Origin of the sequence: Mycobacterium sp. 94-17, from assembly GCF_035617725.1 — a bacterium.
Classification (GTDB): domain Bacteria; phylum Actinomycetota; class Actinomycetes; order Mycobacteriales; family Mycobacteriaceae; genus Mycobacterium.
Window position 1 is genome coordinate 77,390 of sequence record NZ_JAPIYN010000010.1, and the last position, 25,924, is coordinate 103,313.

24 protein-coding genes and 1 other RNA gene are annotated in these 25,924 nt (G+C 65.9%); 9 read left to right on the forward strand and 16 right to left on the reverse strand.

What is annotated here, in order from left to right:
* Positions 1-13 precede the first annotated feature (13 nt).
* On the reverse strand, positions 14-3,169 hold the full coding sequence (locus OQ789_RS13685; protein ID WP_324686463.1) for a cytochrome P450: 3,156 nt from the start codon (positions 3,167-3,169) through the stop codon (positions 14-16).
* 126 nt (positions 3,170-3,295) lie between these two features.
* On the opposite strand from OQ789_RS13685, the gene OQ789_RS13690 reads away from it, so the two are divergent.
* The gene (locus OQ789_RS13690) at positions 3,296-4,324 is read left to right on the forward strand and encodes a fused (3R)-hydroxyacyl-ACP dehydratase subunits HadA/HadB (protein ID WP_324686464.1); all 1,029 of its coding nucleotides are present in this window, start codon (positions 3,296-3,298) and stop codon (positions 4,322-4,324) included.
* 2 nt (positions 4,325-4,326) lie between these two features.
* Here OQ789_RS13690 and OQ789_RS13695 read toward each other — a convergent pair whose 3' ends face one another.
* From OQ789_RS13695 to OQ789_RS13705, 3 genes are all read right to left on the reverse strand, one after another.
* Positions 4,327-4,545 carry a ferric uptake regulation protein gene (locus OQ789_RS13695; RefSeq protein WP_324686465.1) on the reverse strand — a complete coding sequence of 73 codons (219 nt, stop codon included), beginning with the start codon at positions 4,543-4,545 and terminating at the stop codon, positions 4,327-4,329.
* An 87-nt stretch (positions 4,546-4,632) separates the two neighbouring features.
* Complete coding sequence (locus OQ789_RS13700) at positions 4,633-7,569, reverse strand: RND family transporter (RefSeq protein ID WP_324686466.1); 2,937 nt, start codon at positions 7,567-7,569, stop codon at positions 4,633-4,635.
* Positions 7,566-7,988, reverse strand: a complete 423-nt coding sequence (locus OQ789_RS13705; RefSeq protein ID WP_324686569.1) for an MmpS family transport accessory protein — start codon at positions 7,986-7,988, stop codon at positions 7,566-7,568. Before OQ789_RS13705 ends, OQ789_RS13700 begins: the two co-directional genes overlap by 4 nt.
* A gap of 339 nt (positions 7,989-8,327) precedes the next feature.
* On the opposite strand from OQ789_RS13705, the gene OQ789_RS13710 reads away from it, so the two are divergent.
* Entirely contained in the window at positions 8,328-8,459 is a 132-nt protein-coding gene (locus tag OQ789_RS13710; RefSeq protein WP_324686467.1) for a hypothetical protein, read from the forward strand.
* 457 nt (positions 8,460-8,916) lie between these two features.
* Here OQ789_RS13710 and ssrA read toward each other — a convergent pair.
* From ssrA to prfB, 9 genes are all read right to left on the reverse strand, one after another.
* Positions 8,917-9,284, reverse strand: a transfer-messenger RNA (tmRNA) gene (gene ssrA, locus OQ789_RS13715).
* Between the two features lie 103 nt (positions 9,285-9,387).
* The gene (locus OQ789_RS13720) at positions 9,388-10,233 is read right to left on the reverse strand and encodes a maleylpyruvate isomerase family mycothiol-dependent enzyme (protein ID WP_324686468.1); all 846 of its coding nucleotides are present in this window, start codon (positions 10,231-10,233) and stop codon (positions 9,388-9,390) included.
* Positions 10,234-10,287: 54 nt separating this feature from the next.
* Complete coding sequence (locus OQ789_RS13725) at positions 10,288-11,130, reverse strand: EamA family transporter (protein ID WP_324686570.1); 843 nt, start codon at positions 11,128-11,130, stop codon at positions 10,288-10,290.
* Positions 11,127-11,636, reverse strand: coding sequence for an SsrA-binding protein SmpB (gene smpB, locus OQ789_RS13730; protein WP_324686469.1), 510 nt, complete (start codon positions 11,634-11,636; stop codon positions 11,127-11,129). Before smpB ends, OQ789_RS13725 begins: the two co-directional genes overlap by 4 nt.
* Positions 11,637-11,638: 2 nt before the next feature.
* On the reverse strand, positions 11,639-12,532 hold the full coding sequence (gene ftsX, locus OQ789_RS13735) for a permease-like cell division protein FtsX (protein WP_324686470.1): 894 nt from the start codon (positions 12,530-12,532) through the stop codon (positions 11,639-11,641).
* Positions 12,533-13,222, reverse strand: coding sequence for a cell division ATP-binding protein FtsE (gene ftsE / locus OQ789_RS13740; protein ID WP_324686571.1), 690 nt, complete (start codon positions 13,220-13,222; stop codon positions 12,533-12,535).
* Between the two features lie 43 nt (positions 13,223-13,265).
* Positions 13,266-13,763, reverse strand: coding sequence for a hypothetical protein (locus OQ789_RS13745; protein ID WP_324686471.1), 498 nt, complete (start codon positions 13,761-13,763; stop codon positions 13,266-13,268).
* Positions 13,760-14,722, reverse strand: coding sequence for a mechanosensitive ion channel family protein (locus OQ789_RS13750; protein WP_324686472.1), 963 nt, complete (start codon positions 14,720-14,722; stop codon positions 13,760-13,762). Before OQ789_RS13750 ends, OQ789_RS13745 begins: the two co-directional genes overlap by 4 nt.
* Positions 14,723-14,762: 40 nt before the next feature.
* Positions 14,763-15,884 (reverse strand): peptide chain release factor 2, encoded by a 1,122-nt coding sequence (gene prfB, locus OQ789_RS13755; RefSeq protein WP_324686473.1) that lies wholly within the window; start codon positions 15,882-15,884, stop codon positions 14,763-14,765.
* A gap of 158 nt (positions 15,885-16,042) precedes the next feature.
* On the opposite strand from prfB, the gene OQ789_RS13760 reads away from it, so the two are divergent.
* Both OQ789_RS13760 and OQ789_RS13765 read left to right on the forward strand, forming a co-directional pair.
* Entirely contained in the window at positions 16,043-17,404 is a 1,362-nt protein-coding gene (locus OQ789_RS13760; protein WP_324686474.1) for an FAD-dependent oxidoreductase, read from the forward strand.
* Between the two features lie 63 nt (positions 17,405-17,467).
* Positions 17,468-17,899 (forward strand): pyridoxamine 5'-phosphate oxidase family protein, encoded by a 432-nt coding sequence (locus OQ789_RS13765; protein WP_324686475.1) that lies wholly within the window; start codon positions 17,468-17,470, stop codon positions 17,897-17,899.
* Here the strand turns inward: OQ789_RS13765 and OQ789_RS13770 are convergent.
* Positions 17,841-18,314, reverse strand: a complete 474-nt coding sequence (locus OQ789_RS13770; protein WP_324686572.1) for a group III truncated hemoglobin — start codon at positions 18,312-18,314, stop codon at positions 17,841-17,843. The two genes, OQ789_RS13765 and OQ789_RS13770, sit on opposite strands and share 59 nt — an antisense overlap.
* A 167-nt stretch (positions 18,315-18,481) precedes the next feature.
* Positions 18,482-19,273: a universal stress protein gene (locus tag OQ789_RS13775; protein ID WP_324686476.1), complete on the reverse strand. Its 792-nt coding sequence runs from the start codon at positions 19,271-19,273 to the stop codon at positions 18,482-18,484.
* Positions 19,274-19,504: 231 nt separating this feature from the next.
* On the opposite strand from OQ789_RS13775, the gene OQ789_RS13780 reads away from it, so the two are divergent.
* The 3 genes from OQ789_RS13780 to OQ789_RS13790 are packed head-to-tail and all read left to right on the forward strand — an operon-like array spanning position 19,505 to position 23,253.
* Positions 19,505-21,829 carry a nitric-oxide reductase large subunit gene (locus tag OQ789_RS13780; protein ID WP_324686477.1) on the forward strand — a complete coding sequence of 775 codons (2,325 nt, stop codon included), beginning with the start codon at positions 19,505-19,507 and terminating at the stop codon, positions 21,827-21,829.
* Positions 21,830-21,832: 3 nt separating this feature from the next.
* Positions 21,833-22,459 (forward strand): hypothetical protein, encoded by a 627-nt coding sequence (locus OQ789_RS13785; RefSeq protein WP_324686478.1) that lies wholly within the window; start codon positions 21,833-21,835, stop codon positions 22,457-22,459.
* Complete coding sequence (locus OQ789_RS13790; RefSeq protein WP_324686479.1) at positions 22,456-23,253, forward strand: slipin family protein; 798 nt, start codon at positions 22,456-22,458, stop codon at positions 23,251-23,253. The genes OQ789_RS13785 and OQ789_RS13790 overlap by 4 nt, the downstream gene beginning before the upstream one ends.
* A 7-nt stretch (positions 23,254-23,260) precedes the next feature.
* Here the strand turns inward: OQ789_RS13790 and OQ789_RS13795 are convergent, their stop codons facing one another.
* A complete protein-coding gene (locus tag OQ789_RS13795) occupies positions 23,261-23,620 on the reverse strand; it encodes a hypothetical protein (RefSeq protein ID WP_324686480.1) in 360 nt (119 codons plus the stop codon).
* 33 nt (positions 23,621-23,653) lie between these two features.
* Here OQ789_RS13795 and hisN point away from each other — a divergent pair, with 33 nt between their 5' ends.
* Positions 23,654-24,451 (forward strand): histidinol-phosphatase, encoded by a 798-nt coding sequence (gene hisN, locus OQ789_RS13800; protein ID WP_324686481.1) that lies wholly within the window; start codon positions 23,654-23,656, stop codon positions 24,449-24,451.
* 81 nt (positions 24,452-24,532) lie between these two features.
* On the forward strand, positions 24,533-25,924 hold the full coding sequence (locus OQ789_RS13805) for an acyl-CoA dehydrogenase family protein (protein WP_324686482.1): 1,392 nt from the start codon (positions 24,533-24,535) through the stop codon (positions 25,922-25,924).

The following is a 25,924-nucleotide window of genomic DNA, read 5'->3' on the forward strand; positions in this document are numbered from 1 at the left end:
CTCCTGACGAGGCTCAGCCCGCCCAGACATCCTCGACATAGTGGTCGGATTCGATCAGGCCGTTCAACCATTCGCGGGCTCGCTCGTCGCCGGCGCCCGTCCGCGCCCGATAGATGTCCAGGAAGGACCCGCGCACGGCCGGCGCCATCCGCGCGCCATCGCCGCACACGTAGACGTGGGTGTCCTTGGCCGGGTCGCCCAACAAATCCCACACCTCGTCGGCGTCAGCGGCGATTCGGTGCTGCACGTAGCGAACCCCGTCCTGCGGCGCACGGGAGAACGCCGGGCGCATCCGCACGATACCGATGGCCTCAGCCTGCTCGAACTTGTCGCGGAAGATGTAGTCGACCTCCGGGTCACGAACCCCGAAAAAGCACAGCGCGGGCGCCACCGGCGCTCCGTCTCGTTGTGCGGCCAGCCGGTCGCCGAGGAAACCGCAGAATGGTGCCACCCCGGTACCGGCACTGACCAGGATCGCGTTCCTGGCCGGATCGGCACCGGCCCGAAACGCCTTGCGGGCCGGGTCAACCCGTGCCCGAATCGATTGTCCGGGCTGGACTGTCGCGAGGTAGTTGGACGCTACGCCTTTGAACAGGCCATGACCGGAACGGGCTGGCGCATCCAGCACACTGACGATCAGTCCTGCGGTGCGCGGCGACAGCAGCGACGACGACGCGATCGAATAGTGCCTCGGCACCATGGGATCCAGCAGTTCGAGAAGTTCGGCACCAGTGAGAACGCAACCCGGGTATTCGTCGAGGCATTCCAACACGCTGAGCGGGCAGCCGTCTGGACCCTCGGCCAGTGCGGTGAGCCGCCGACACTCCTCGGGATTGCTGTTCGCCGCAGCCAGACTGCGTAATTGGCTGCCGGTCAACGGCTTTCGCAATTCGACGAAATGCGTGAGCAATTCTCGGGCGCTGACTTCCCGGTCCAGCGCGATGAGCCGTCGGGAGCTGCGCCGAGGATTGATCGCCAGCCGCAGGCCGGGGTCGATGCCGAGTTGGGCCAGAACCGCGTCGACAACCTCGGGCGGGTTGTCGGCCATCACCGTGAGGTGATCGCCCGTCTGGTAGTCGACGCCGTCCGGAAGTTGCACCCGGACACTCGTTTTGGCCTGACCCAGCCCGGGCTTGACCAGCTCCGTTCTCTCGACGACGGTCATCGGGATCACCGACGACCGCGCGTCCATCGCCGCCGTCACCGGACCGACGATCCGGCGCAGCTCGTAGAGCGGTTCGGCCGCGTCCGCGAGCGGCGCGGCATCCGGGTCGCCGAAGCGTTCGGCCAGCGACGACCACAGCGCGGCCGCGAACTCCTCGATCGTGCCGACCATGTCCCCAGAGGTGTCGGCCGCCGCCCGCGGGACCAATCGGTTGGCTCCCAGCTCGCCGAGGCGCTCGTCGATGCGCTGCGGGATCACCTGGTAGGTGTCAGCCCAGTTATGGTCACCCACACCGAGAACCGCGACGTTGGGCGTCGGACCGAGCGTGGCATTCGTGTCGAGCAGCCAGGTGAGAAAGGCGCGCGCGTCATCGGTCGGCTGCCCGTTGTACGAGGACGCGATGATCACCACCGCCTCGGCTTCGGGGAAGCCCCCCGCGGCATCGTCGAGGGAGGCGACCGACGCCGTACAGCCCAAAGCCGTGGCATCGTCCGCGAATTGGCGGGCCAGTGCGCGGCAGGTGCCGAGGTTCGAGCCATACAAGACGGCCAGCCGGGTGCCTGCCGTGATCGCCGTCGGGCGCTCCACGTTCTGTCCGGACGCTGCCGCAACACCGGGCGTGCCGATCTGACGGTCCTGCGTTGTGCGCCGGAGGACCTCGAGCCGGAATCCGACCGGCCGGCGACTGGTCGCGGTCTCCCACTGCGGCACATAGTGATAGGCGTCGATGAGGCGGTAGCGATGGACGATCCGGGCCAGCGCCATGGCCGCCTCATGCAGCGCGAACTGCCGGCCGATGCAGGATCGGGCGCCGGTTCCGAAAGGTTTGAACAACGCTGCCGGCCGGGCCGTCGAACGGTCGGGGGCGAAGCGGTCGGGATCGAAGAGTTCGACATTGTCACCCCACTGCGGCTGGCGGTGTAGCGCGCCGGTGAGCACCGTGACCGCCTCGCCGCGCCTGATCGGATACTTCCCACCGATCACGGTGTCTTCCAAGGCCATTCGATCGAAATTCAGCACGGGCGGGGACAGTCGCAGGGTTTCTTCGATGACCTGTCGCAGATAGGTCAGTTTGCCGATGTCGTCGTAGCACGGCAGGTAGCCGTCGTCGGCCCCGAACACGGTGTCCACCTCGGCCCGCACCCGATGCAGCACCGCCGGGTCGCTGACGATGTTGTACAGCGCGTTAGGCATCAATTCCGACGTGGTGAGCTGACCGGCGATCAGGAAGGTCATGATCTGGTTGCGGATGTTCTGGGTCTCCAGTACAGGCTTTCCGTCCGAATCCTGTTGCAGCATCAGCGCCAACAGGTCCTCGAACTCACGGTCACCGGATCGATGCTGCGCTATCAGCCCGTCGATAAACGTGTGCAGCGTGGCCAATTCGTCGTCGAACGCCGGCGTCGGCGCTTCGGATGCCAACTCCCCCAGCGCCGTTGTGAAGCTCTGCGGGATCGGTGCCAGGCCGGGGCACTCGAAAGACTCGAAGCGCGAACCGAATCCGGCGAGCGCCACGGTGTCCATCGCCAGCTTCTGCAGGTCGTTCGACACGTCGACCGCCCCGGCCCCGGCGCTGGCGATGGCGTCCCACCGGTCGAGCATTGCGCAGTTGATGTCCAGCATCGCCGCGTGGTAGTTGCGCAGACCCGCGTAACTGAAGCCCGGCAGCAGCACATCGTGGGCACGCTGCCAATTCGGTTCGCCGTGGTAGGCCGTGAACAGGCCGTCGCCGGCCAACGGCCGGACCCGGGCGAGGGTGACCGTCAAGTTCTTGGCGAAGCGGCTTTCGTCGCACAGCTCGGTGACGAGTTCGAGCGAACACGCGTAGAGCTTCCTGAAGCCGCCGTTGAAGTCGGCGTAGAACAACGGACCGTGCAATTCGCCGAGCACATCCACGGGCAACGCGCGCGGGCGGCCGACCAATTGATCCGGGCCGGGCAACGTTCCCTCGGCCGAGGGAACGCCGGGAAGATCCGGCGGGGGCGAGGCACGGAACTCGGTCATGCGGGCAGCATAGGTTTCGACACGGCGGCCTCGCCGGGAATCCGCGGACGTCGTCCTCGCCGCAACGCGCGCTAGTGTGCACTGGTCGGCCGCAAAGAACCGGCCGATAGAAAAGTTGAGCAATACATGACCACAGCAGAAGCGTCGACGCTCGAATCGCGGGTCGGCCACTACTACCAGATGGACGGCACCTACCTGGTCGGCCGGGAGAAGTTGCGCGAGTACGCCCGCGCGGTGCAGGACTACCACCCCGCGCATTGGGACGTCGCCGCCGCCGCTGAACTGGGCTATCCGGACCTGGTCGCGCCGCTGACGTTCACGTCGACGCCGGGCATGACCTGCAATCGCCGCATGTTCGAACAGGTCGTCGTCGGCTACGACACCTACATGCAGACCGAGGAGCTGTTCGAGCAGCACCGCCCGATCGTGGCCGGCGACGAACTGCACATCGACGTCGAGCTGACCTCGGTGCGCCGGATCGCCGGCAGGGACCTGATCACAGTGACCAACACGTTCACCGACGCGGCCGGCGAGCGGGTGCACACCCTGCACACCACCGTCGTCGGGGTCACCGCCGAGGATGTCGATCCCGCGATCAAGCTGGCCGTGCCGAACATCATGATGCACGACGTGGACCTCACCGCAGTCGGTGAAGCCGATGACGCGTATGAGAAGACCGTGCGCCCCGAGGGCGAGATCCGGATCGCCGAGCACGGCAGCACCCGCACGCCGGGGACACCGTCTTTCGATGACGTGAAGGTTGGCGACGAGCTACCGGTGCATCACACCCGGCTGTCGCGCGGGGATCTGGTGAACTATGCCGGCGTGGCCGGCGACGCCAACCCGATCCACTGGGACGAGGAGATCGCCAAGCTGGCCGGCCTCCCCGACGTGATCGCCCACGGAATGCTCACCATGGGGCTCGGTGCCGGATTCGCCTCCACGTGGACGGGCGATCCCGGTGCGGTCACCCGCTACGCGGTGCGGCTCTCGGCACCCGCGATCGTGCCGGCGAAGGAAGGCTGCGATATCGAGTTCAGCGGCAAGGTCAAGTCGCTGGACCCGGCGACGCGCACCGGCGTCGTCCTGGTCGGGGCGAAGTCCGGGGGCCGCAAGATCTTCGGCTTGGCGACGGTGAACGTCCGCTTCCGCTGACGCTAGGTTCCAGAGTGTGCCGTCTTGGCGGCTTCGCGCCGAGCCTTCTCTTTCTCGTGGGCGGAGCAGCAATGCCCCATATCGCAATGGAACCGGTCACTGCAATCATGCGAGCAATACACCGATGCGGCCGGAAGCCAGTCCGGATCGGACAGGTCACGCTGTCGGTACTTCGGATCGAAGGTGTGGCCGCAATGTACACAGGTCTTGGTCTTGACCATATCGGTCAGGGTACGCGCGATTGCCCTGATCGGTTCGCAAAACAGGCGGCGCCCAATTCAACATGATTTCGGGTGCGGCACCGGATGCTATGCCCGCGGGACCGCATGCCGAGGCTGGTGCAACAGGGCACGAACCAGCGGGCGCGGCCCGACCGACCGAAGCATCAGGCTGGCCGGGCGGACCCGTACCCGCTTCGGCCACCAGAACCAGCGTCCCATCACCGTCATGATCGACGGCGTGATGAGCGACCGGACGACGAAGGTGTCGAACAGCAGGCCGATACCGATCGTCGTGCCGAATTGGCCGATCGCCCGGAGATCGCTGGTGATCATCGTGCCCATCGTGACGGCGAACACCACACCGGCGGCCGTCACCACCGGGCCGGTCACGCCCATGCCGCGGATGAGCCCCGTTTTCAGGCCGGCGCCGATCTCCTCCTCGATCCGGGACACCAGCATCAGGTTGTAGTCCGACCCGACTGCCAAGAGCACGATCAACGCGAATTCGGTAGCCACCCAGTGTAACTGGAAGTTGCCAAGGTGCTGCCAGATCAGTGTGGAGAACCCGAACGCCGCGCCGAGCGACATCACGATGGTGCCGACGATGACGCCCGCCGCGACCAGTGCGCGGGTGACGATCACCATGATGATGAAGATGAGCACGATCGAGGCCACCCCGGCGATCATCAGGTCGTACTTGGCGCCGTTGGCGATGTCGTAGAACGTCGCGGCCGTACCGCCGAGGTAGATGTCGGCATTCTCCAGCGAGGTGAGTTTCAGCGCCTCCTTGGCCGCTTGGCGCTCCTGATCGACGGACGCGATTCCCTTAGTGGTCGCCGGATCCACGGCGTGGGTGATGATGAATCGAGCGGCCTTTCCGTCCGGCGACACCATCAAGCTCAAACCCAACTGGAAGTCCGGGTTCTGGAAGATCTCGGGTGGCAGGTAGAACAGGCTCTCCACCTGAGAGTCGTTGAACGACTTACCCATCACGGCGTTAGTGTCGGTCAGCCGGTCGAACTGACCGATCAGGCTGTCGAACGAGCTGTAAATCGTCAGCGTCGTATCCCGGATCGACTTCGACGTGTCGATCATCGACGGGATGATCGCCAACAAATGGTGGGTTGCCGCAGCGGTTTTGGTGAGGTCGCTGGTGAGATTGTGAAACTGCTCGGCGAGCTGATCGAACCCGTCCAAAGACTCGAACAGGCTTCGTAGCGACCAGCAGATCGGGATGTCGAAACAGTGCTTCTCCCAATAGAAGTAGCTGCGAATCGGTCTCCAGAAGTCGTCGAAATCCGCGATGTGGTCCCGGATTTCGTCCGTGATCGCCGCCGTGTTGCCCGCGGTTTTCGCGCTGTCGTCCGCGGCGTTAGCGAGTTCCTGCGTCACCGCGTAGGTACGCTCCAACAGCGAGATCAACGTGCCGAGATCGCCGGTGATCTTCTTGATGTCGGCGATGCGGCCCTTCAGGTAGTCCAGGTTGCTGCGGATCGGCGCGCTTTGCACACTGAGCTGGAACGGAATGGATCCGTCTTGAATCGGCGGGCCGAGGGGTCGGGTGATGCTCTGCACCCGTTCGATCCCGGGCACCCGGAAGATGGCGCCGGCGACCTTGTCCAGGACCAGCATGTCGGTGGTGTTGCGCAGGTCGTGGTCCGATTCGACCATCAGGAGGTCCGGGTTCAGCCGGGCCTGGGTGAAGTGTCGATCGGCCGCGGTGTACGCCTGCACTGATGCAGCGCTGTCGGGCAGGTAATACAGGTCGTTGTAGCGCGGGGTGAAGCCCATCAAGCCGATGGCGCCGACGATCGCCAGGATCACGGAGGTGGCGAGGATGGGCGCAGGCCAGCGCACGATGGCCGTCGCCAACCGGCGCCACCTGGTGTAGTTGAACTCGCGCTTCGGGTCGAAAAGGCCGAAGCCGCTTGCGAAAGCGATCAATGCCGGCGTCAGGGTCACCCCCGCGACCACCACCACCAGCAGACCCACGGCACACGGAAACGCCAGCGAACTGAAGTAGGGCAGCCGGGTGAACTTCAGGCAGGCCAGCGCCCCGACGATCGTCAGACCCGAGCCGAGCACCACCTTGGTGACCCCGGCGGAGGTGTCGTAATAGGCGGCCTCGCGGGTCAGGCCTCGTTCGCGGCCCTCTTGATAGCGGCCGACCATGAAGATCGCGTAGTCGGTACCCGCCGCGATGGCCAACGCCGTCAGCAAGTTGACGGCGAAAGTCGACAACCCCATGATGCCGGTTTCGCCCAGCAGCGCTACCACACCCCGGCCGGTGGCCAGTCCGACGAACAGGATGACCATCGTCAGCAGCACCGTGCCGATGGACCGATAGACGAACATCAGCATGATCGCGATGATGATGATCGTGATGATCGTCATCTTGGCCAGGCTCGCATCGCCGACGACGATCGTGTCGGCGGTCAGGGCTCCCTGGCCGGCGACGTAAGCCTTCACTCCCGCAGGCGGTTTCGAATCCGCGACGATTTTGCGGACCGCGGCAACCGATTTGTCGCCGACGGCCCCGCCCTGGTCACCCTTCAGGTTGACCTGCACATAGGCGGCTTTGTGGTCGTAGCTCTCGACTCCCGAGGACGTGAATCGCTGTCCCCAGAAGTTCAGCGCATGCTCGACGTGCTCATGGTCCTGCTTGAGCTTGGTGACCAGTTCGTCGTAATACCGGTGCGCGTCTTCGCCGAGAGGCTTGTCGCCGACCAGGGTCACCAGGACGAGGTTGTCGGAGTCGTACTCCTTGAATTTCTTCCCGATGTGCTTCATCCCCGTCACCGACGGCGCGTCGGACGGCGAGAGCGGCACCGAGACGTCTTCGGCAACCTTCTCCAACTGCGGGACGAAGACGTTGACACCCACCGCAATCAGCAGCCAGATGATGATGATGGGCAGCGCCAGGACGCGAATGGTGCGGGCCAGACGGGGTTTGCGCTCAACCTCAGTGCGTTGCGGGACCGGTATTTTGTCCGTGTCGGTCGTGGCGTTGCTGTCGTCGCTCACGCGGATTTGTCCAAGCAGGAGACCTGCGCGTCGCGGGTGTTGGCCTGTTGTTGATCGACCAATTTGCCGTCGACGGTGATCCGGCAGCTGATGGAGGGACTGTCACCTTGGGCGACCACGTAGGCGAAGATTCCGGGCATCGCTGCGACGATCGTCGTCGCCCAGGGCAGCGTGGTGAAGTTGGCCTTCTGCGGTAATGACTCGGCGTCCATCCAGTTGACGACGCCGGTCGTCCCGGGCGGCCCGAGGATTTCGTAGGTGGCGGTCTTGGTCGCATAGGGCGGGGTCGCATCGCGGGGATCGGGCTTGGCCAGGCCGGGTCCCGGGAAGACGCCATTGAGTCGTTGCACTGCAACGCCGCCGATGATCAGTGCCACGACCACGACGAGCGGCACCCACGCTCGCTTCAGAATCGTCAACATTGCGCCCCCCGCTCAGGACTATTTGACGCGCTGATCTTAAGACGTCTCATTATTTGCGGCACCGTCAGCCCAACGCCGGAGCTGTCGAGCTGATTCCCGCAGTGGCCGCGCGATCTATGCGCCGCGGCGGAGGCGTCCATCTCGCGGCCGTCGAACCAGTCGGTTGCAGTGTTTTCCCCTACAGATCCCCTGACGCAACCGCAGGGATCGAAACCGACTGTCTGCCAGCACGTTTGGTGCGATGACCGGCGCCGCCGCCCTTGGTTCTCGCTACACCACCAGCGTTTGGCTAAGCCGCCGGGCTCGTGGGGCTCGTCGGGGTCGTAGAGCTGGTTGGTGTCGCGGAGCTCACCGGGGTTGTCGGACTGGTTGGTGTCGTGGAGCTCACCGGGGTTGTCGGACTGGTCGGTGTCGTGGAACTGGTCGGTGTCGTGGATCTCGTCGGGGCCGTACGACTGGTCGGGCTAGTAGGACTCGTTGGGGTCGCAGGACTCGCCGGCGTCGCAGAACTCGCTGGCGCGGGACTCGCCAGGCCCGGGCCTTCGCCACACCAGTCCGCCACATCTTTCGGGTACTGGTCGAGCGGCGGAGGGCAGCGCTGCCCCGGCGGGAAATTAGCGCCGGCGTTGAGCAGATCGCAGGGGACGTAGACCTGCTTGCCCTTCGGGGTGTTCGTCAGACACTTCGTCGGCGGGTCGCCGTGGGCCTGGACGGGAATGATGGCCGCGGCGATTACCGCGCCGAGCGCCCAAGCAAGACGGCGATAGGTCATGAGAGCTCCTCGTTCCAGCTGCGAACGTTCACCGGCTCGGGCGTGCACAGCGCGACATGGCGGTCGTATGACGATTAAAGCCGCTCACCCCGGGCGCAATCCAACCCGCGCGGGGGGTCGCAGCTGACTTGTGTGCTTTGACCAGCACGTTCTGGGTGGAGCTGCCGGGAATCGAACCCGGGTCCTACGGCATTCCCTCAAGACTTCTCCGTGCGCAGTTCGCTATGCCTCTACTCGGATCTCCCGGTCACACGAACAAGCCAGGATGGCGATCCCAGTCGCTGTTGGTGTCCCGATGAGTCCCGCGACCGAACTCATCGGTGGATCCCTCTAGCTGACGCCAGGCTCCGGGTCGAGGGCTTTCCCGGTCTGACGGACTAGCTGTCGCTTAGGCAGCGAGAGCGTAGTCGCGCTGATGTGAATCGGCGCTTATCTGTTTGCAACGACGCTCACGGTGGTCGGTTGCCTGCACCGGCACGCTTCCCTTGATTCGATGCGCGAAGTCGAAACCTTTCAGCCCCGTGTCTTGGTACTTCGAGCACCCCACCGACTTTCGGCAGGAATATCCATGATACCTGCCCAGCAACCAGCGGCAACGGGATTATCTTCCCCACCCGGCTGCGATCAGATCACAAAATTGAGGTGCTCGACGATCTGGGTGCCCACGTCTTTGTCGCCACCGAGTTCGACGTCCTGGTCCCGAGCGGGGCACATCGGGCGACCACCGGCGAGCCTGGTGAACTGCAGCCCGTCCAGCCGAATCGTCACGGTCGGCTCGTCGCCGCCGAAGTCGTCGACCACCGCGGCCCGGCCGTCGACGCCGACCCGGATGGTGCGCGCCAGCGGGCCGGTGAGATCGAACTGCACGCGTGAACCGTCGGGCGCCTTGGCCAGCTTGCCCACGACGTAGCCCATCGTGGCGGCGATCTCGTCGACGGCGAGCGACGCCGCCGACCCGGCCAGCTCGTCATCGGGCGGCGGCTCTTCCAACGCCACGCGGATGTCCTGCTCGTGCATCCAGCAGTCGAACACCCGGACCCGCATGAACCGGCCGTAGGAATCCGGACCCGCCGGGGTGATCGTCACCGCCTCCCACTCCTGGCCGGGCAGGCTCGTCAGCGCTTCGCGTCGATCGGTGGTGATCGCCCTGAAGCTCTCCAGCACATCGGCGTCGGCGTGCGTACTGAGGTGGCGCACCCAACACTCGTTCATCACGCCGATGTCGTTGCGCACGTGCTCCAGCGCCGAGACGTCGATGTCGGGCTGGGGTGCGGCGATGCCGGCAAGAAACGACTCGGTGCCGATCATGTGCGCCACCAAAGCCTTGACGTCCCAGCCCGGCAGCGGACTCGCCGCGCGCCATTGGGCTTCGGACAGCCCGGCCAGCAGGGTGTCGATGTCGTCCCACACCGCAAAGAGACCGGAGAGCACGGCGGACTTGTCGAGTTTGGTGACGGGACGATCGGCCATGATCAGGATCGTAGGCCGATCAGCTTGCCATCAACAGCGGCTGTCGCACGGCCGTCAGGCCGAGGCGATCATCGCCACGGAGCCCATGGCCAGCATCATGCCGATCCCCTGCAGGCGTGTCACCCGCTCGCGCAGCACCACCATCGCCAGCACCACCGTCGCGGCCGGATACAGCGAAATCAGAATGCTGGCCAGCGACAGCAGCCAGGTGTGCAAGGCCACCAGCATGGTGATGTTGGCGAAGATGTCCAGCAGGGCGACGGCCACCGCCAATTTGAGCGGCTGCCCGCGCGGCATCTCGAGGTTGTCGCTGGTTTTGGCCATCGCGAAGACCACCAGGCTGGCGGCCACGCGGGCGAAGACCAGCGGCCAGAGTTTGCACACGTGCGGCGCCTGGTGCAGGAACACCAGGTTCAGCCCCATCGCGGAGCCGGCAACTACTGTGAGCCAGGCCACTTTTGGCGTGAACCGATACGGCGTCCCCTCGGCGGGGGCCTCGCGGCTGACGAGCATCACCGCGGCCAGCGCCAGGACGACGCCCACCAGGGCGGCCTGGCCCGGCCGCTCCCCCAGCGCCATACCCACCGCCACGGGCACCGCGGCGTTGAGCACGGCCGCCAGTGGCGAGACGACCGAGATGGGCCCGGAGCCGAGTGCGGCGAAGAACGCCCACATGCCGAAGGCCATGCCGACGCCGTACAGGCAACCCCACAGCACCGCACCGGTATGAATAGGCCCGCCGACGAAAACGGCCATCGCGCCCAGCAGCACCGTCTCGATCGGGTAGGCGACCAGCATCACGCGCAGCGCGGCCACTCGCCGCGCTGCTACCCCGCCCACGAAGTCGCTGACACCGTACGTCACGGCAGACAGCTGGGCGTATGCCGCCCCGATCAGGTCATGCCCTTTGCTCGACGTCCCATTTCCCGGACCACTTCGCGCTGCGCATCGCGCTGCGCCATGTCCTGGCGCTTGTCGTAAGCCCTCTTACCGCGGGCAAGGGCAAGCTCGACCTTGACCTTCCCTTCGGAGAAATACAGAGACAACGGCATCAACGCGAGGTTACCATCTCGTATCTTGCCGACCAGCCTGTCAATTTGTTGCCTATGTAACAACAACTTTCGATTGCGACGTGGCTCATGGTTGGTCCAGCTACCGTGCTGGTACTCGGGAATGTACAAGTTGCGCAACCAGACTTCGCCGTCATCGATCGTTGCGAACGCGTCAGCCAGCGATGCTTGGCCCAGGCGAAGGCTTTTCACCTCGGTGCCCCGCAACGCCACTCCGGCCTCGAACAATTCGATGATCGAATAGTTGTGCCGCGCTTTGCGATTGGTGGCGATGACTTGTTTGCTGCCACCCTTGCCGCCCGCCGCCTTGGCGCGGCCGGAACCCTTGGTCACAGCTACCGCCGTATATAGAGGCGCAAGGTCGCATACCCCGTCACCGCCGCCATCGAGACGCCGAGCAGGAACAGCCACGGCGAGATGTAGAGGATGTCGGCATAGTCGACCTTGGCGATCAGATGCGCCTGATAGAACTGGCTCAGCGCGTTGTCCAGGAACAATGCCCGAACCAGCATGAGTCCGACGATGGCGATGGCCACGCCGATGGCCGCGGCCAGCATCGCCTCCACCAGGAAGGGCAGCTGGGTGTACCACCGGCTGGCACCCACCAGCCTCATGATCCCGATCTCGGTGCGCCGCGTGTAAGCCGCGACCTGCACCATGTTGGCGATCAACAGGATTGCGCCGACGGCCTGTACCAGGGCAACGGCGAACGCGGCGTCGCGCAGGCCGTCCAGCACGGCGAACAACCGGTCGATGAGGTCCTTCTCGTTGAGGATGCTGCGCACACCGGGCTGGCCCTGCATCGCGGCATCGAACTCCGCGTGCTGTTCGGGATTGTTCAGTTTGACGATGAACGACGCCGGGAACGAGTCCTTTCCCGCGACGTCCTTGAACTCCGGGAACTTCTTGATGGCGTCGTTGTAGGCGTCCTGCCGATTGACGAACCGCACCGACTTGACGTCCTGGCGCGCATCGATCTTGTCCCGCAGCCCCTTACACGGCGCGGACGCACACGTCGTGTCGTTGGCCGAGATGTCGTCGGTCAAGAACACCTGCGTCTCGACGCGGTCGAGGTAGATCTCGCGCGAGTTGTCGGCCAGCCGGACCACCAGCAGCCCGCCGCCGAACAGGCCGATGGAGATCGCGGTCGTCAGGATCATCGCGGCCGTCATCGTGACGTTGCGACGAAACCCGGTGAGGACCTCGTTGAGTAGGAAACCGAAGCGCACTTAGCGGTCCATCCCGTAGATGCCGCGCTGCTCGTCACGGACCAGCCTGCCCAGCGACAACTCGACGACACGCTGGCGCATCGAGTCGACGATGTGGTGATCGTGCGTCGCCATCAGCACCGTCGTCCCCGTGCGGTTGATCCGCTCCAACAAATCCATGATGTCCCTACTGGTATCTGGGTCGAGGTTGCCCGTGGGCTCGTCCGCCAGCAGGACCAGCGGCCGGTTGACGAACGCGCGGGCGATCGCCACCCGTTGCTGCTCGCCACCGGACAACTCGTGGGGCAAGCGGTTGGCTTTGCCGGACAGGCCGACGGTCTCCAGCACCTCCGGCACCACCCGGTTGATGGCGTCGGTGCGTTTGCCGATCACTTCGAGCGCGAACGCGACGTTCTCGTAGACCGTCTTTTGCTGCAACAGCCGGAAATCCTGGAACACGCAGCCGATCACCTGGCGCAGCTTCGGGACGTGACGACCGCGCAGCTTGTTGACGTGGAATTTCGACACCCGGACGTCACCGTTGGTCGGGTTCTCCGCACCGAGCAGCAGCCGCATGAAGGTGGACTTGCCCGACCCCGACGGCCCGATCAGGAAGACGAATTCACCCTTGTCGATCTTGACGTTGACGTCTTCCAGCGCCGGGCGGGCCGACGCTTTGTACTTCTTACTGACATGGTCCAGGGTGATCATCACGGCACGCCAGTGTAGCGGTGAATTTCGCTGGCAGGCGAAGTCAACTGGCCGGTGGCCGTGAAGTCGGCACCGGGCCGGGGCCCGGCTGTGGTTGCTGCGGCGGTGGCGTGGCGGGGCTCGAGCTGGGCGGGCAGAACGGCGCGGGCAAGATGCACGGAAGTTGTGGCAGCTGGAACGCCGGTGTGGTGGTGGTCGTGGTCGTCACCGGTGGAGGTGGTGGCGGCGGAGGTGGTGGTGGCGTCGACGTTGGCGTTGGCGTATAGGTGACGGTCGCCGGCGCCTCCACCCGGCTGCGCGGCACCCAGGTGTAGTTGGGGTCGGGAACGAAGCCCGGCGGCACCACCTGCTGCGCCGGGGGCTTGGGCGCCGGCTCGGGCCGGTAGGTGTCGTAGACCCACCAGACCACCAGGAAGGTGATCAGCAGCACCAGGGTCGACGTGCGCATCCGTCCGCCGAACACGTAGTTCGGCCAGCGATGCTCGGCATCCGGGTGGTCGGCGTCGCCGCGCTTCTCGAGGATGTTCAGGGTGAACTTCAACGCTTCTGCACCGCACCTTGGGCTTCGTCATCGGCTTGCCGTTCGGCGGCCTGGGCGACCGGCACCGACGGGTCTTCCACCAGGCCGATGGTCGCGTCCGCCGCGGTCACGATCCCGACGCGGGCCAGCGCCCGGATGACCAGGACGCGCAGCTGCCGGCCGACCTCGAACTGCTTGCCGGGCAGCGTCCGGGCCACCAGCCGCAGGGTCACGGTGTCGACCGCGATGCTTTCCACACCCATCACGGTGGGCGCATCCAACAGCAGTTCCCCGAGCACCGGGTTGTCCATGGCGCGATCGCATTCCTGATGCAGGACCTCGTTCACCCGGTTGAGGTCGGCGCTGGTAGACACCGGGATGTCCACCACGGCGCGCGCCCAGTCCTTGGACAGGTTGACCACCTTGACGATCTGCCCGTTGGGGATGGTCAGCACTTCGCCGTCCGCTGACCGCAGGCGGGTCACCCGCAAGGTCACGTTCTCGACGGTGCCACTGGCCTCCGTCGCGGACACGACGGTGATGGTGACCAGGTCTCCGAAGCCGTACTGGCGTTCCACCAGGATGAAGAAGCCGGCCAGCAGGTCGCGCACCAATTGCTGTGCGCCGAAACCCAGCGCGGCGCCCACCACGGTGGCGGGTGCGACCAGCCCGCCCACCGAGAACTGCAGCACATTGGAGATCTGCAGGATGACCCAGATGCCGATGATGACGACCGACACCCAGGAGATCACCGACGCCAGGGCCTGCCGATGCTTGGTCGCTTCCGAGCGCACCAGGGCGTCGCTTTCGGTGAAGCCCAGATTGAGCTGATGGGTCACCTGCTGGGCCACCCAGTTGACGAACCGGGCGGCCAGCACCGCAGCGACCAGGACCATGACGATCCGCAGACCCTTGGTGATGATCCACTCGCCGAGCTCACCCCGCCAGAAGTCGTGCCAGCGGTGCGTCGCTGACGTCATGGCTGTTGCGAGAACGTCGTTGCCCGCAAGAAGTTTTGTGTTAGTCGTCATCTTTTCGGTTGCGCCAACGAATTCCCGCCTCCAGGAATCCGTCGATGTCTCCATCCAGGACGGCCGCGGGATTGCCAACCTCGTACTCGGTTCGCAGATCCTTGACCATCTGATACGGGTGCAGAACGTAGGAGCGCATCTGGTTGCCCCACGAACTACCACCTTCACCTTTTAACGCGTCCAGCTCGGCACGCTCTTCGGAACGCTTGCGTTCCAACAACTTTGCCTGAAGCACTCGCATCGCCGAGATCTTGTTCTGCAGTTGCGATTTTTCGTTCTGGCAAGTCACGACGATACCCGTTGGTATGTGGGTTAAACGTACCGCGGAGTCAGTGGTGTTCACCGACTGGCCTCCCGGGCCACTGGAGCGGTAAACATCAACGCGCACATCGCCTTCCGGTATTTCGATGTGGTCGGTGGTCTCGACCACCGGAAGCACCTCGACTTCGGCGAACGACGTCTGACGCCGGCTCTGATTGTCAAACGGGCTGATTCGCACCAGCCGGTGGGTGCCCTGCTCCACGGACAGCGTGCCGTAAGCGAACGGGGCGTGCACGGCGAACGTCGCGCTCTTGATGCCTGCCTCTTCGGCGTAGGAGGTGTCGAAAACCTCGACGGGATACTTGTGCTGCTCGGCCCAGCGGATGTACATCCGCATCAGCATCTCGGCCCAGTCGGCGGCGTCCACCCCGCCCGCGCCGGAGCGGATGGTGACCAGCGCCTCGCGCTCGTCGTACTCACCCGACAGCAGGGTGCGCACCTCGGTGGCTTCGATGTCCGCGCGCAGCGCCTTCAGTTCGGTGTCGGCCTCGGCCAGCGCCTCCATTCTGCCGGCGTCATCTCCCCCCTCCTCGGTCGCCAGCTCGTAGAGCACCGGCAGGTCGTCCAGCCGCCCGCGCAGTTCCTCGACCCGGCGCAGCTCGCCCTGGGCATGCGACAACTCGCTGGTCACCCGCTGGGCACGGGCTTGGTCATCCCACAGCTGGGGATCGGAGGCCTCGTGTTCGAGCTTCTCGATGCGCGCACGCAAACCGTCCACATCGAGCACCCGCTCCACCGTGGTCAGGGTGGCATCGAGGGCGGCGATATCGGCTTGACGGTCGGGCTCCACAGCCGACAAGGTTACCCGGGCTCCCAACCGGCTCGGCCCGCAGCGAGTGTCCAGCTCACGACCAGCGGTCATGCGTTTAGCATCGAGTCACGATCATGTGCGCCCCGTTTTGCGCGCCAGCCCCCTGCGCGCACTCGGGCACGAATAGAAGGTCGAGAATGCGCCCTTACCACGTTGCAATCGTTGGCTCCGGACCGTCGGGCTTTTTCGCCGCGTCTTCCCTGCTGAAGGCGGCCGACGGCGCCGAAGACATCCACGTCGCCGTCGACATGCTGGAGATGCTGCCCACCCCGTGGGGGTTGGTGCGCTCGGGGGTCGCGCCCGATCACCCGAAGATCAAGTCGATCAGCAAGCAATTCGAGAAGACGTCGCAGGATCCCCGCTTCCGCTTCTTCGGCAACATCGCAGTCGGCGAGCACGTGCAGGCCGCCGAGCTCGCCGAGCGCTATGACGCCGTCGTCTATGCGGTCGGGGCACAGTCCGACCGTTCCCTGAACATCCCCGGCGAGAACCTGCCGGGCAGCATCGCCGCCGTCGATTTCGTGGGCTGGTACAACGCGCACCCGAATTTCGAGGCGGCCACGCCCGACCTCTCGGGGGCCCGGGCGGTGGTCGTCGGGAACGGCAACGTCGCGCTCGACGTCGCCCGCATTCTGGTCACCGACCCCGACGTGCTGGGCCAGACCGACATCGCCGACCACGCGCTGGAGTCGCTGCGCCCGTGCGGCGTCGACGAGGTGGTGGTCATCGGCCGGCGCGGGCCGCTGCAGACCGCGTTCACCACCCTCGAGCTGCGTGAGCTGGGAGACCTGGACAACGTCGACGTGATCGTCGACCCCGCCCAGCTGGAGGGCATCAGCGACGAGGATGCGGCCGCGGCCGGCAAGACGGCGAAGCAGAACATCAACGTGCTGCGCGGCTACGCCAAGCGTGACCCGCGTCCCGGCCACCGCCGCATCGTGTTGCGCTTCATGACTTCCCCCATCGAGATCAAGGGAAGCGAGCGGGTCGAGGCGATGGTGCTGGGCCGCAACGAGCTGGTCATCGACGACAGTGGGTGGGTGTCCGCGGTGGACACCGGCGAGCGCGAGGAGCTGCCCGTCCAGCTGGTGGTGCGCTCGGTCGGGTATCGCGGCGTCCCCACCCCGGGGCTGCCGTTCGACGAGAAGACCGCGACGATCCCCAACGCCGGCGGCCGGATCGAACGCAGCCGTAACGAATACGTGGTCGGGTGGATCAAGCGGGGGCCGACCGGGGTGATCGGCACCAACAAGAAGGACTCCCAGGACACCGTGGACACGCTGCTCGCCGACCTGTCCGGTGGCGACGGTCTCGCGGACTTCCCCGACGATCACGCCGACCGGGTGGCCGACTGGCTGGCATCGCGTCAGCCCAAGCTGGTCACCTCGGCGCACTGGGACCTCATCGACGCCCACGAGCGGGCGGCCGGGGAGCCGCACGGACGCCCGCGCGTCAAGCTGCCGAGTTTGGACAAGCTGCTGCGGATCAGCCACGGTTGAGTTGCGGCCCGCGAGTACGAAGGGCTCTACTCAACGACGTCGACCCTCCGTAGCGTTGTGGGCATGGGCAGCAACCAACCCGTCTCCCCGCTTTCGGAGAAGCAGAACTGGAATCTGCTGGGCAGCGTCTCGCTGGGCCGGCTCGTCACCAACTTCGCCGGCGAGCCCGAGATCTTTCCCGTCAACTTCGTCGTGCAGGACCGCACCGTGCTGTTCCGCACCGCGCAGGGCACAAAACTGTTCTCGGCCGTGGCGAATCAGGCGGTGGTCTTCGAGGTCGACGACCACAACCTGATCGAGGGATGGAGCGTGATCGTGCGCGGTCGCGCACGACTGCTCAAGAGCGACGCGGATGTTCAACACGCCGAGCGCGCGCAGTTGCTGCCGTGGACCGCAACGCTCAAACCGCACTATGTGCGCATCACGCCGACCGAAGTCACCGGCCGCCATTTCCATTTCGGTCCGGAGCCCGACCGCCACGAACCGGTGGCGTGACGAGGAGCTCGGGCGCGTCGGTGCCGGTCAGTCGCCGGTGCATAGCCCACGCGATCCGACCTGCCTGAACCTTCGCCCGATCGGCGGCCGGTCCGCGGTACATCTCGTCAACGGTGTTGTGCCACAAGGTGAGCCAGCGACGGAAGTCACGTTCAGACAGCGGGGCGCGCCGGTGGATGGCAACGTGCGCCTGCAAGGCACTGCCGCGATAGAGCGCCGCGCGGAACAGCACGGTCTCCCAGAAATCGCACATCGTCGGGACGTGGTTCTCCAAGCCGGTGGCCCGCAACTCGGCGAACGGTTCGGCCAGGACCTCGTCGCCCAGCGCCCGCCCGTAGAAACGCCGCAGTAACGCCTCCACATCGGCGCGGTCGGTCAGGTCTGCGCTCGCCTCGGCAGCCGTGCGCAGGCTCATGGTCGGCAACCCTTCGATACAACCGCAACTTGGCGCATCACCATCTTGCCCCGACCCCGGGTCCCCCAACAGGGCCTTAAGTCCCTTGACACCACGGCAATCTTTGCGGTGTCGATGAACGCTGTTGCAGAGCATCATGTTTCAATCCACAGCGCTCGTCCGCCGAGTCACAGGTTGCCGCAACGGATCGCGAGCACGGAATGGCCCGCGCGGCACAGAGCTTCGGCCCGGTAGGCGTCGGTGACCAGCAACTGTCCCGCATCGTGCTGGTCGCGCAGGTAGCGTTGCACGCCCCCGGTCACCACTGTCGGCGCGGCGTGCACGTCGGGATACAACCGCATCCACCGCGCGAGCCGGCGGTCCAATTGCCCTAGCGCTGAGGGCCTTCCCGGGTTTGTCTCGCACGCGGCCGCGTCCGGTGCGACCAGCAACGCCCGCAGCGTCGTCCGGCGCAGCCGCGCTTCGTCGAACGCGTGCCGCAGCACCGTGCCGTTGTCCACCTGGGCCACCACATCGCCGACTTTCGCCGGCCGGGCCGTCGCCTGCTGAATGACGGCGACCGGACACGCCGCCAAGCGGACCAAGGAGGCCGCAACGGCCGGTCCGCCGCGGCAGGCATGGTTGAGGCCGATCCGCCCGACGCAGATCATGACCGCCGATCTCGATGCTTCCAGTATCTTGGATACTGTTCTACCCCACAGTATTTCGGTTTCAATCTTGACCGTCTCGCCGGCGGCCTCGGCGGCCCGACGAGCGTCGGCCAGCGCGGCACGGGCGTTGGCGATCCGGGCGTCACCGGCCTGCGCGCCCGACCCGTCGCGCGGGTCGATCACATACACCAGCCGCAACGGGATGTCGCGGCCGACGGCCTCGGCGACCGCCCAGACGGCCGCGCATATCGCCGCCCTGGATCCGTCGACGCCTACCAGAATTGCGGGAGCTGGATACACACTGCTCATCGCGACTTCCTTCCGCTCTGGTACCACGCTATGACCCGTAAAGCTCACTCCCCCAGAGGCATTGGTCCACAGATAGGTGCCATTGGACCCTATTGCCGGTTCGAAAGATCGATTCGACTGTTGCCATCGCGGCATCGGCGATCGAGTATTGGGTACGGACGAAACCAACTGCGTTTGACATGCGGGACGGCGGGCATCGCCCACCCACCACCGAGACGGGAGACCTCGCGCATGACCGTTCACGAGACAACCGCGCCACAATCATCGTCACAGCCCCTGGTCGGAAAGGGCTGGATCCAGGGCGTCGCCCTGGTTATGATCTTCGGCTTCCTGGTGATGGGGATCCTGGCCTACCGCACCTATACGGCGTCGATGCCGATGCCGGACAAAGTCGTCGCCGAATCGGGCCGGCTCCTGTTCACCGGCCAGGACATCACCCGGGGCCAGGAGCTCTACCAGGCTCGCGGCCTGATGGAATACGGATCGGTGCTCGGCCACGGCGCCTACCTGGGACCCGACTACACCGCCGAGTATCTGCGGACCGCCACGCAGGATGTCGCCGGCCAGTTCCGCGCGCAGGGCATCACCGATCCGCGCGACCGCGTCGTCACCGAGTTCCGCGCCAACCGCTACGACCCGTCCACCAAAACGTTGGTGTTCACCGATCGCCAAGCCGCCGCGTTTGATCACATCCAGAGCCAGTACGCCGCCTACTTCGGCGAGAACTCGACGAAGTACGGCCTCCTACCGCACATGATCACCGACCGGGCGCAGATCCGTGACCTCACGGCGTTCTTCGCCTGGACGGCCTGGGCGGCGGCGGCCGAACGTCCGGGCCACAAGTACTCCTACACCAACAACTGGCCGGCCGAGCCGCGCGTCGACAACGGCCCCACCGCTGCGGTGATCGTCTGGTCGGCGCTGTCGCTGATCGCACTGCTGGGCGGTATCGGCATCATGTTCGCGGTCTACGGCCGCTGGAGCCAGAAGGTCGGCTGGCACAGCGCCGAGTCGTCCACCCTGTCCTTCCGGCAGCCCGGCGAGGTAAGCCTGACACCGGCGCAACGCGCCTGCATCTGGTTCTTCGCCATCGTGTCGGTGCTGTTCCTGGCCCAGACGCTGCTCGGGGCCGCGGCCGAACACTACCGGGCCGACCTGTCGAACTTCTTCGGTCTGGACCTGGCCCGCGTGCTGCCCTACAACCTGGCCCGCACCTGGCATCTGCAGCTGTCACTGTTCTGGACGGCGGCGGCCTTCCTGGCCGGTGGCATCTTCCTGGTGCCGTTCATCGCGCGCCGCGAGCCCAAACGTCAGGCACTGCTTGCTTATGTGCTCCTGGGCGCAGTCGCTGTGGTGGTGTTCGGGTCGTTGATCTGCGAGGCGCTGTCTATCTACGGCGTGATCCCGGCGGGCGGGCTGTTCTCCCAGCAGTGGGAGTACCTCGACCTGCCGCGCCTGTGGCAGATCCTGCTGATCGTCGGCATGTTCCTCTGGATCGCCATCATCTGGCGGGGCATCCGCGGCAGGCTCAAAGGAGAGTCGAAGATGAACATGCCCTGGCTGTTCTTCTTCTCCGGGCTGGCCATCCCGGGCTTCTACACCGTCGGCCTGCTGGCCGGCAGCGACGCCCACTACACCGTCGCCGACTTCTGGCGGTTCTGGGTCGTGCACCTGTGGGTCGAGGACTTCCTCGAGTTGTTCACCACCGTCATGGTGGCCTACATGTTCGTGCTGCTCGGCGTGGTGCGCGAGCGAATCGCGCTCGGGGTGATCTTCCTCGACGTCATCCTGTATTCGGCCGGCGGTGTCATCGGCACCATGCACCACCTGTACTTCTCCGGAACACCGGTGGAGCACATGGCGTTGGGCGCATTCTTCTCGGCCGCCGAAGTCATTCCGCTGACCTTCCTGACCGTCGAAGCGTGGGCCTTCCTGCAGCTCGGTGCGCGCCAGCAGTCCGGCGACGCCAACCCGTTCCCGCACCGCTGGGCGGTCATGTTCCTGGTCGCGGTGGGATTCTGGAACTTCCTGGGGGCGGGCATCTTTGGATTCCTGATCAACCTCCCCGTGGTGTCCTACTACCAGATCGGCACCGCCCTGACGGCCAACCACGCGCACGCCGCGATGATGGGCGTATACGGCATGCTCGCGGTCGGCCTGGCCATGTTCGCCTTCCGCTATGTGATCCCGCCCGACAAATGGCCCGAGAAGCTGGCGCGAATCTCGTTCTGGTGCATGAACATCGGGCTCGCCTGGATGGTGTTCGCCACCCTGCTGCCGCTGGGCGTGCTGCAGCTCTACCACTCGGTCAACGACGGCTACTTCGAGGCGCGGTCGCTGGGCTATATCACCAAGCCCGGCAACGCCGTCCTGGAGTGGCTCCGGCTGCCCGGCGACATCATCTTGATCGGCGGCGGTGTCCTGCCCTTCGTCTGGATCGCCTGGACCGCGCTGCGCAACTTCCGGTCGGGTACCACCACCGACGAACTGCCGGAAAACCCGCTGTATACCCAAGCGCCGCCCGGGACCGGTGCCGCGGCGCCGGCGAAGGATTGACCGGTGACTGCGCCGAGCACCTCGGTGTGGATGATCGCCGGATACTCTCTGGCCCTGCTGGCCGTCGGCTGGAGTTTCGACGCGATGGCCCGGCGGGCTTCGGCCCACGCAGCACGCTGGCGCACCGGCCGATTCACCTACCGGCCCGACCATGACGCGTGGGTCTGCCCGCAAGATCATTGGCTGTGGCCGACCTCCTTCGACCCCAAGCAGCGGGTCATGCGCTACCGCGCGCTGCCGATGGTCTGCAACAGCTGTCCCGTCAAATCCGGCTGCACCACGTCCGAGCACGGCCGTGAGATAAGCCGCGAGGTCGATCCTTGGCCACATTCGGATGCCGGACGGTTTCACCGCGGAATCGCCTGCTGCGTGGCCGGACTGGGGATCGTGCTGTCACTGGCGACGCTGGTCGCCGACCACTCGGCCGCCGACGCACTGGTCCTGACGGCTACCGTGTTGGTCGTCGCGCTGCTGGGGCTGCCTCTGGTCCGTCACCTGTGGAACACTCCGTCCAACGCGCCCGAACACCTACCACACCGCACCGGCATCGAGGATCAGGTGGCCGCAGCCATCGACCGCTACTCCACGCGTTGGGGTGGCTGGAAGAGCAAGGAGGACAACACAACATGACTGCCCTCGTGGTCGGCTTGATCGCCGCCGGCATCGTCGTGCTCGCCGTGCTCGCGGCGTGGTCGCTGACCGTGCTGCGCGAGTACGAACGCGGAGTGGTGTTCCGGATGGGACACATACGCCCGCTGTACGGCCCGGGATTGCGAGTTTTGATCCCGCTGCTGGACAAGATGATTCGGGTCGACCAGCGCCTGGTGACGCTGACCATTCCGCCCCAGGAGGTGATCACCCGGGACAACGTGCCGGCGCGGGTCAACGCCGTCGTGATGTTCCAGGTGATGCAACCGCTGAAAGCCATTCTGGCGGTGGAGAACTACGCGGTGGCGACGTCGCAGATCGCTCAGACGACGCTGCGTTCGCTGCTGGGCCGGGCGGACCTGGACACGCTGCTGGCACACCGGGAGGACCTCAACAGCGATCTGCGCACCATCATCGAGAAGCAGACCGAGCCCTGGGGCGTGCAAGTGCGCGTCGTGGAGATCAAGGACGTCGAAATCCCCGAGTCGATGCAGCGGGCGATGGCCCGCGAGGCCGAAGCCGAGCGCGAACGCCGCGCGAAGGTGATCAATGCCCGGGGAGAGCTACAGGCGTCCGAGGAGCTGCGCGAGGCCGCCGAGACCCTTTCCAAGAGCCCGGCGTCGCTGCAGTTGCGCTACCTACAGACGCTGCTGGAGTTGGGCGCGGACCAGAACTCGACCGTCGTCTTCCCGCTGCCGGTCGACATCATCACCCCGTTCCTGCGGCATCCGGAAATGCTGCAGGGCATGGTCGACAACCTGAACCATCGCGGGTGACGCACGCTCAGCCGACCGGCGGCGGCTGCGGCGGTTCGGGTGGCGCAGGCGGCACGGCGGGAGCGAATCGCCAATTGTCCGGATTCTTCGGCGAATAGACCACCGGGAACAGCTGGCCGATGCTCGGCCATTGATTCACGTCCACGGCCATGCGCTGATACACGGCGTGCTCGTTGACGGTGGGCCCGTTGATCACGCCGGCGATGGTGACGAACTGCTCGCCGGCGGCGTCGGGACGCGGGCTAATCCCGGTCACCAGCAACGTGCCGTTGAGCAGCTCACCGCGCGGGCCACGCGGGACGAACCGCTGGACGAGAAACACGCCCAATATCGCCACCAGCAGAAGCAGCAATCCGAATTCCCACACGAGGCCATGGTAGGGCCGTGATAAGACTGCGTCATGAGTCGCACCGGCGATCTGGCGCTGGCACTGGCATTGGCCGACCGCGCAGACGCGTTGACCGCTGCCCGATTCGGTGCGCTGGACCTGCGCGTGGACACCAAACCCGACCTGACGCCGGTGACCGACGCCGATTGCGCGGTGGAAACCGAGCTGCGTGAGGTGCTCGGGCGCGAGCGGCCGGACGACAGCATCGTCGGCGAAGAGCTCGGCGGCGCCACGACCTACACCGGACGTCAGTGGATCATCGACCCGATCGACGGCACCAAGAACTTCGTCCGCGGGGTGCCGGTGTGGGCCACACTGATCGCGCTATTGCACGACGGTGTGCCGGTCGTCGGCGTCGTCAGCGCCCCGGCATTGCGGCGCCGGTGGTGGGCCGCGCAGGGCGAGGGCGCGTTCGTCGAGGCCAACGGCGCGTCCGCGCGCCGGCTTTCGGTTTCCTCAGTGGCGCAATTGAGTTCGGCCAGCCTATCGTTCTCCAGCCTGTCGGGATGGGCGCATCTCGGTGTGCGGGACCGGTTTATCGCGCTGACCGACGCGGTGTGGCGGGTGCGCGCCTTCGGCGACTTTTTCTCCTATTGTCTGCTCGCCGAAGGGGCGGTCGACATCGCCGCCGAACCGGAGGTGTCGGTATGGGACCTCGCGGCGCTCGACATCCTGGTGCGCGAAGCGGGCGGAACGCTGACGGCATTGGACGGCACTGCGGGACCCCACCGCGGCAGCGCCGTGGCGACCAATGGCCTGCTGCAGCAACAAGTGCTCGACAGCCTCGCGGCCCCGCCGCCTGTGAATTAGTTAACAAGTGTTCTCTCTGATCTTACTCCGGAGTAAGATAGGCTCCATCCGCGTTGCCCAACGACCTGAGGCTTGCTCACCATGACCGGTTCCGGTTCTCAACAGAAATCCACCCGCGCCAAGAAGCGCGGCCACGACTCCGCCGTCGGCCTGCAATCGCACAAACGCACCGGCATCGACATCGCCATCGCGCTGCTCACCCCACTCGTCGGGCAGGAGTTCCTGGACAAATACCACCTGCGTGACCCGCTCAACCGTGCGCTGCGCTACGGCACCAAGACGGTCTTCTCCACCGCCGCCAACTCTTCCCGCGAGTTCAAGCGCATCCAGAACCTGCGCGGCGGCCCCACCCGGCTCAAGTCGAGCGGTAAGGACTACTTCGACCTGACGCCCGACGACGAGCAGAAAATGATCGTCGAGACCCTCGAGGAGTTCGCCGAGGAAGTCCTGCGGCCCGCCGCGCACGACGCCGACGAAGCGGCGACTTACCCGCGCGACCTGGTCACCAGGGCCGCCGAACTCGGCATCACCGCGATCAACATCCCCGAGGACTTCGACGGCATCGCCGCACACCGCTCCAGCGTGACCAACGTGCTGGTCGCTGAGGCGCTGGCCTACGGCGACATGGGTCTGGCGCTGCCGCTGCTGGCCCCGGGCGGCGTAGCCGCCGCGCTGACCCATTGGGGCAGCGCCGACCAGCAGGCCACCTATCTGCCCGAGTTCGCCGGTGAGAACGTGCCACAGGCATGCGTGGCGATCGCCGAGCCGCAACCACTCTTCGATCCCACCCGGCTGAAGACCACCGCCGTGCGCACCCCCAGCGGATACCGGCTGGAGGGGGTGAAGTCTTTGGTCCCGGCCGCCGCCGGCGCCGAGCTCTTCATCGTCGGCGCGCAGCTGGACGGCAAGCCGGCCCTGTTCATCGTCGAGTCCTCGGCGAAAGGTCTTGCCGTGAAAGCGGATCCGAGTATGGGAATCCGCGCCGCGGCCCTGGGCCACCTGGAACTCTCCGGGGTGACGGTGCCGCCGCACGCCCGGCTCGGCGAGGATGCGGCGACGGACCAGGACTACTCCGAGGCGATCGCGCTGGCCCGGCTGGGCTGGGCCGCGCTGGCCGTCGGGACCTCGCACGCGGTGCTCGACTACGTTGTCCCGTACGTGAAGGAACGCGGGGCCTTCGGTGAGCCGATCGCCCACCGGCAGGCGGTGGCCTTCATGTGCGCCAACATCGCGATCGAACTGGACGGGCTGCGGCTGATCACCTGGCGCGGCGCTGCGCGTGCCGAACAAGGCTTGCCGTTCGTCCGAGAGGCGGCGCTGGCCAAGCGGCTCGGCGCCGACAAGGGCATGCAGATCGGTCTGGACGGCGTTCAGCTGCTCGGCGGCCACGGCTACACCAAAGAGCACCCGGTCGAGCGCTGGTACCGCGACCTGCGGGCCATCGGCGTCGCCGAGGGCGTTGTCGTTATCTGA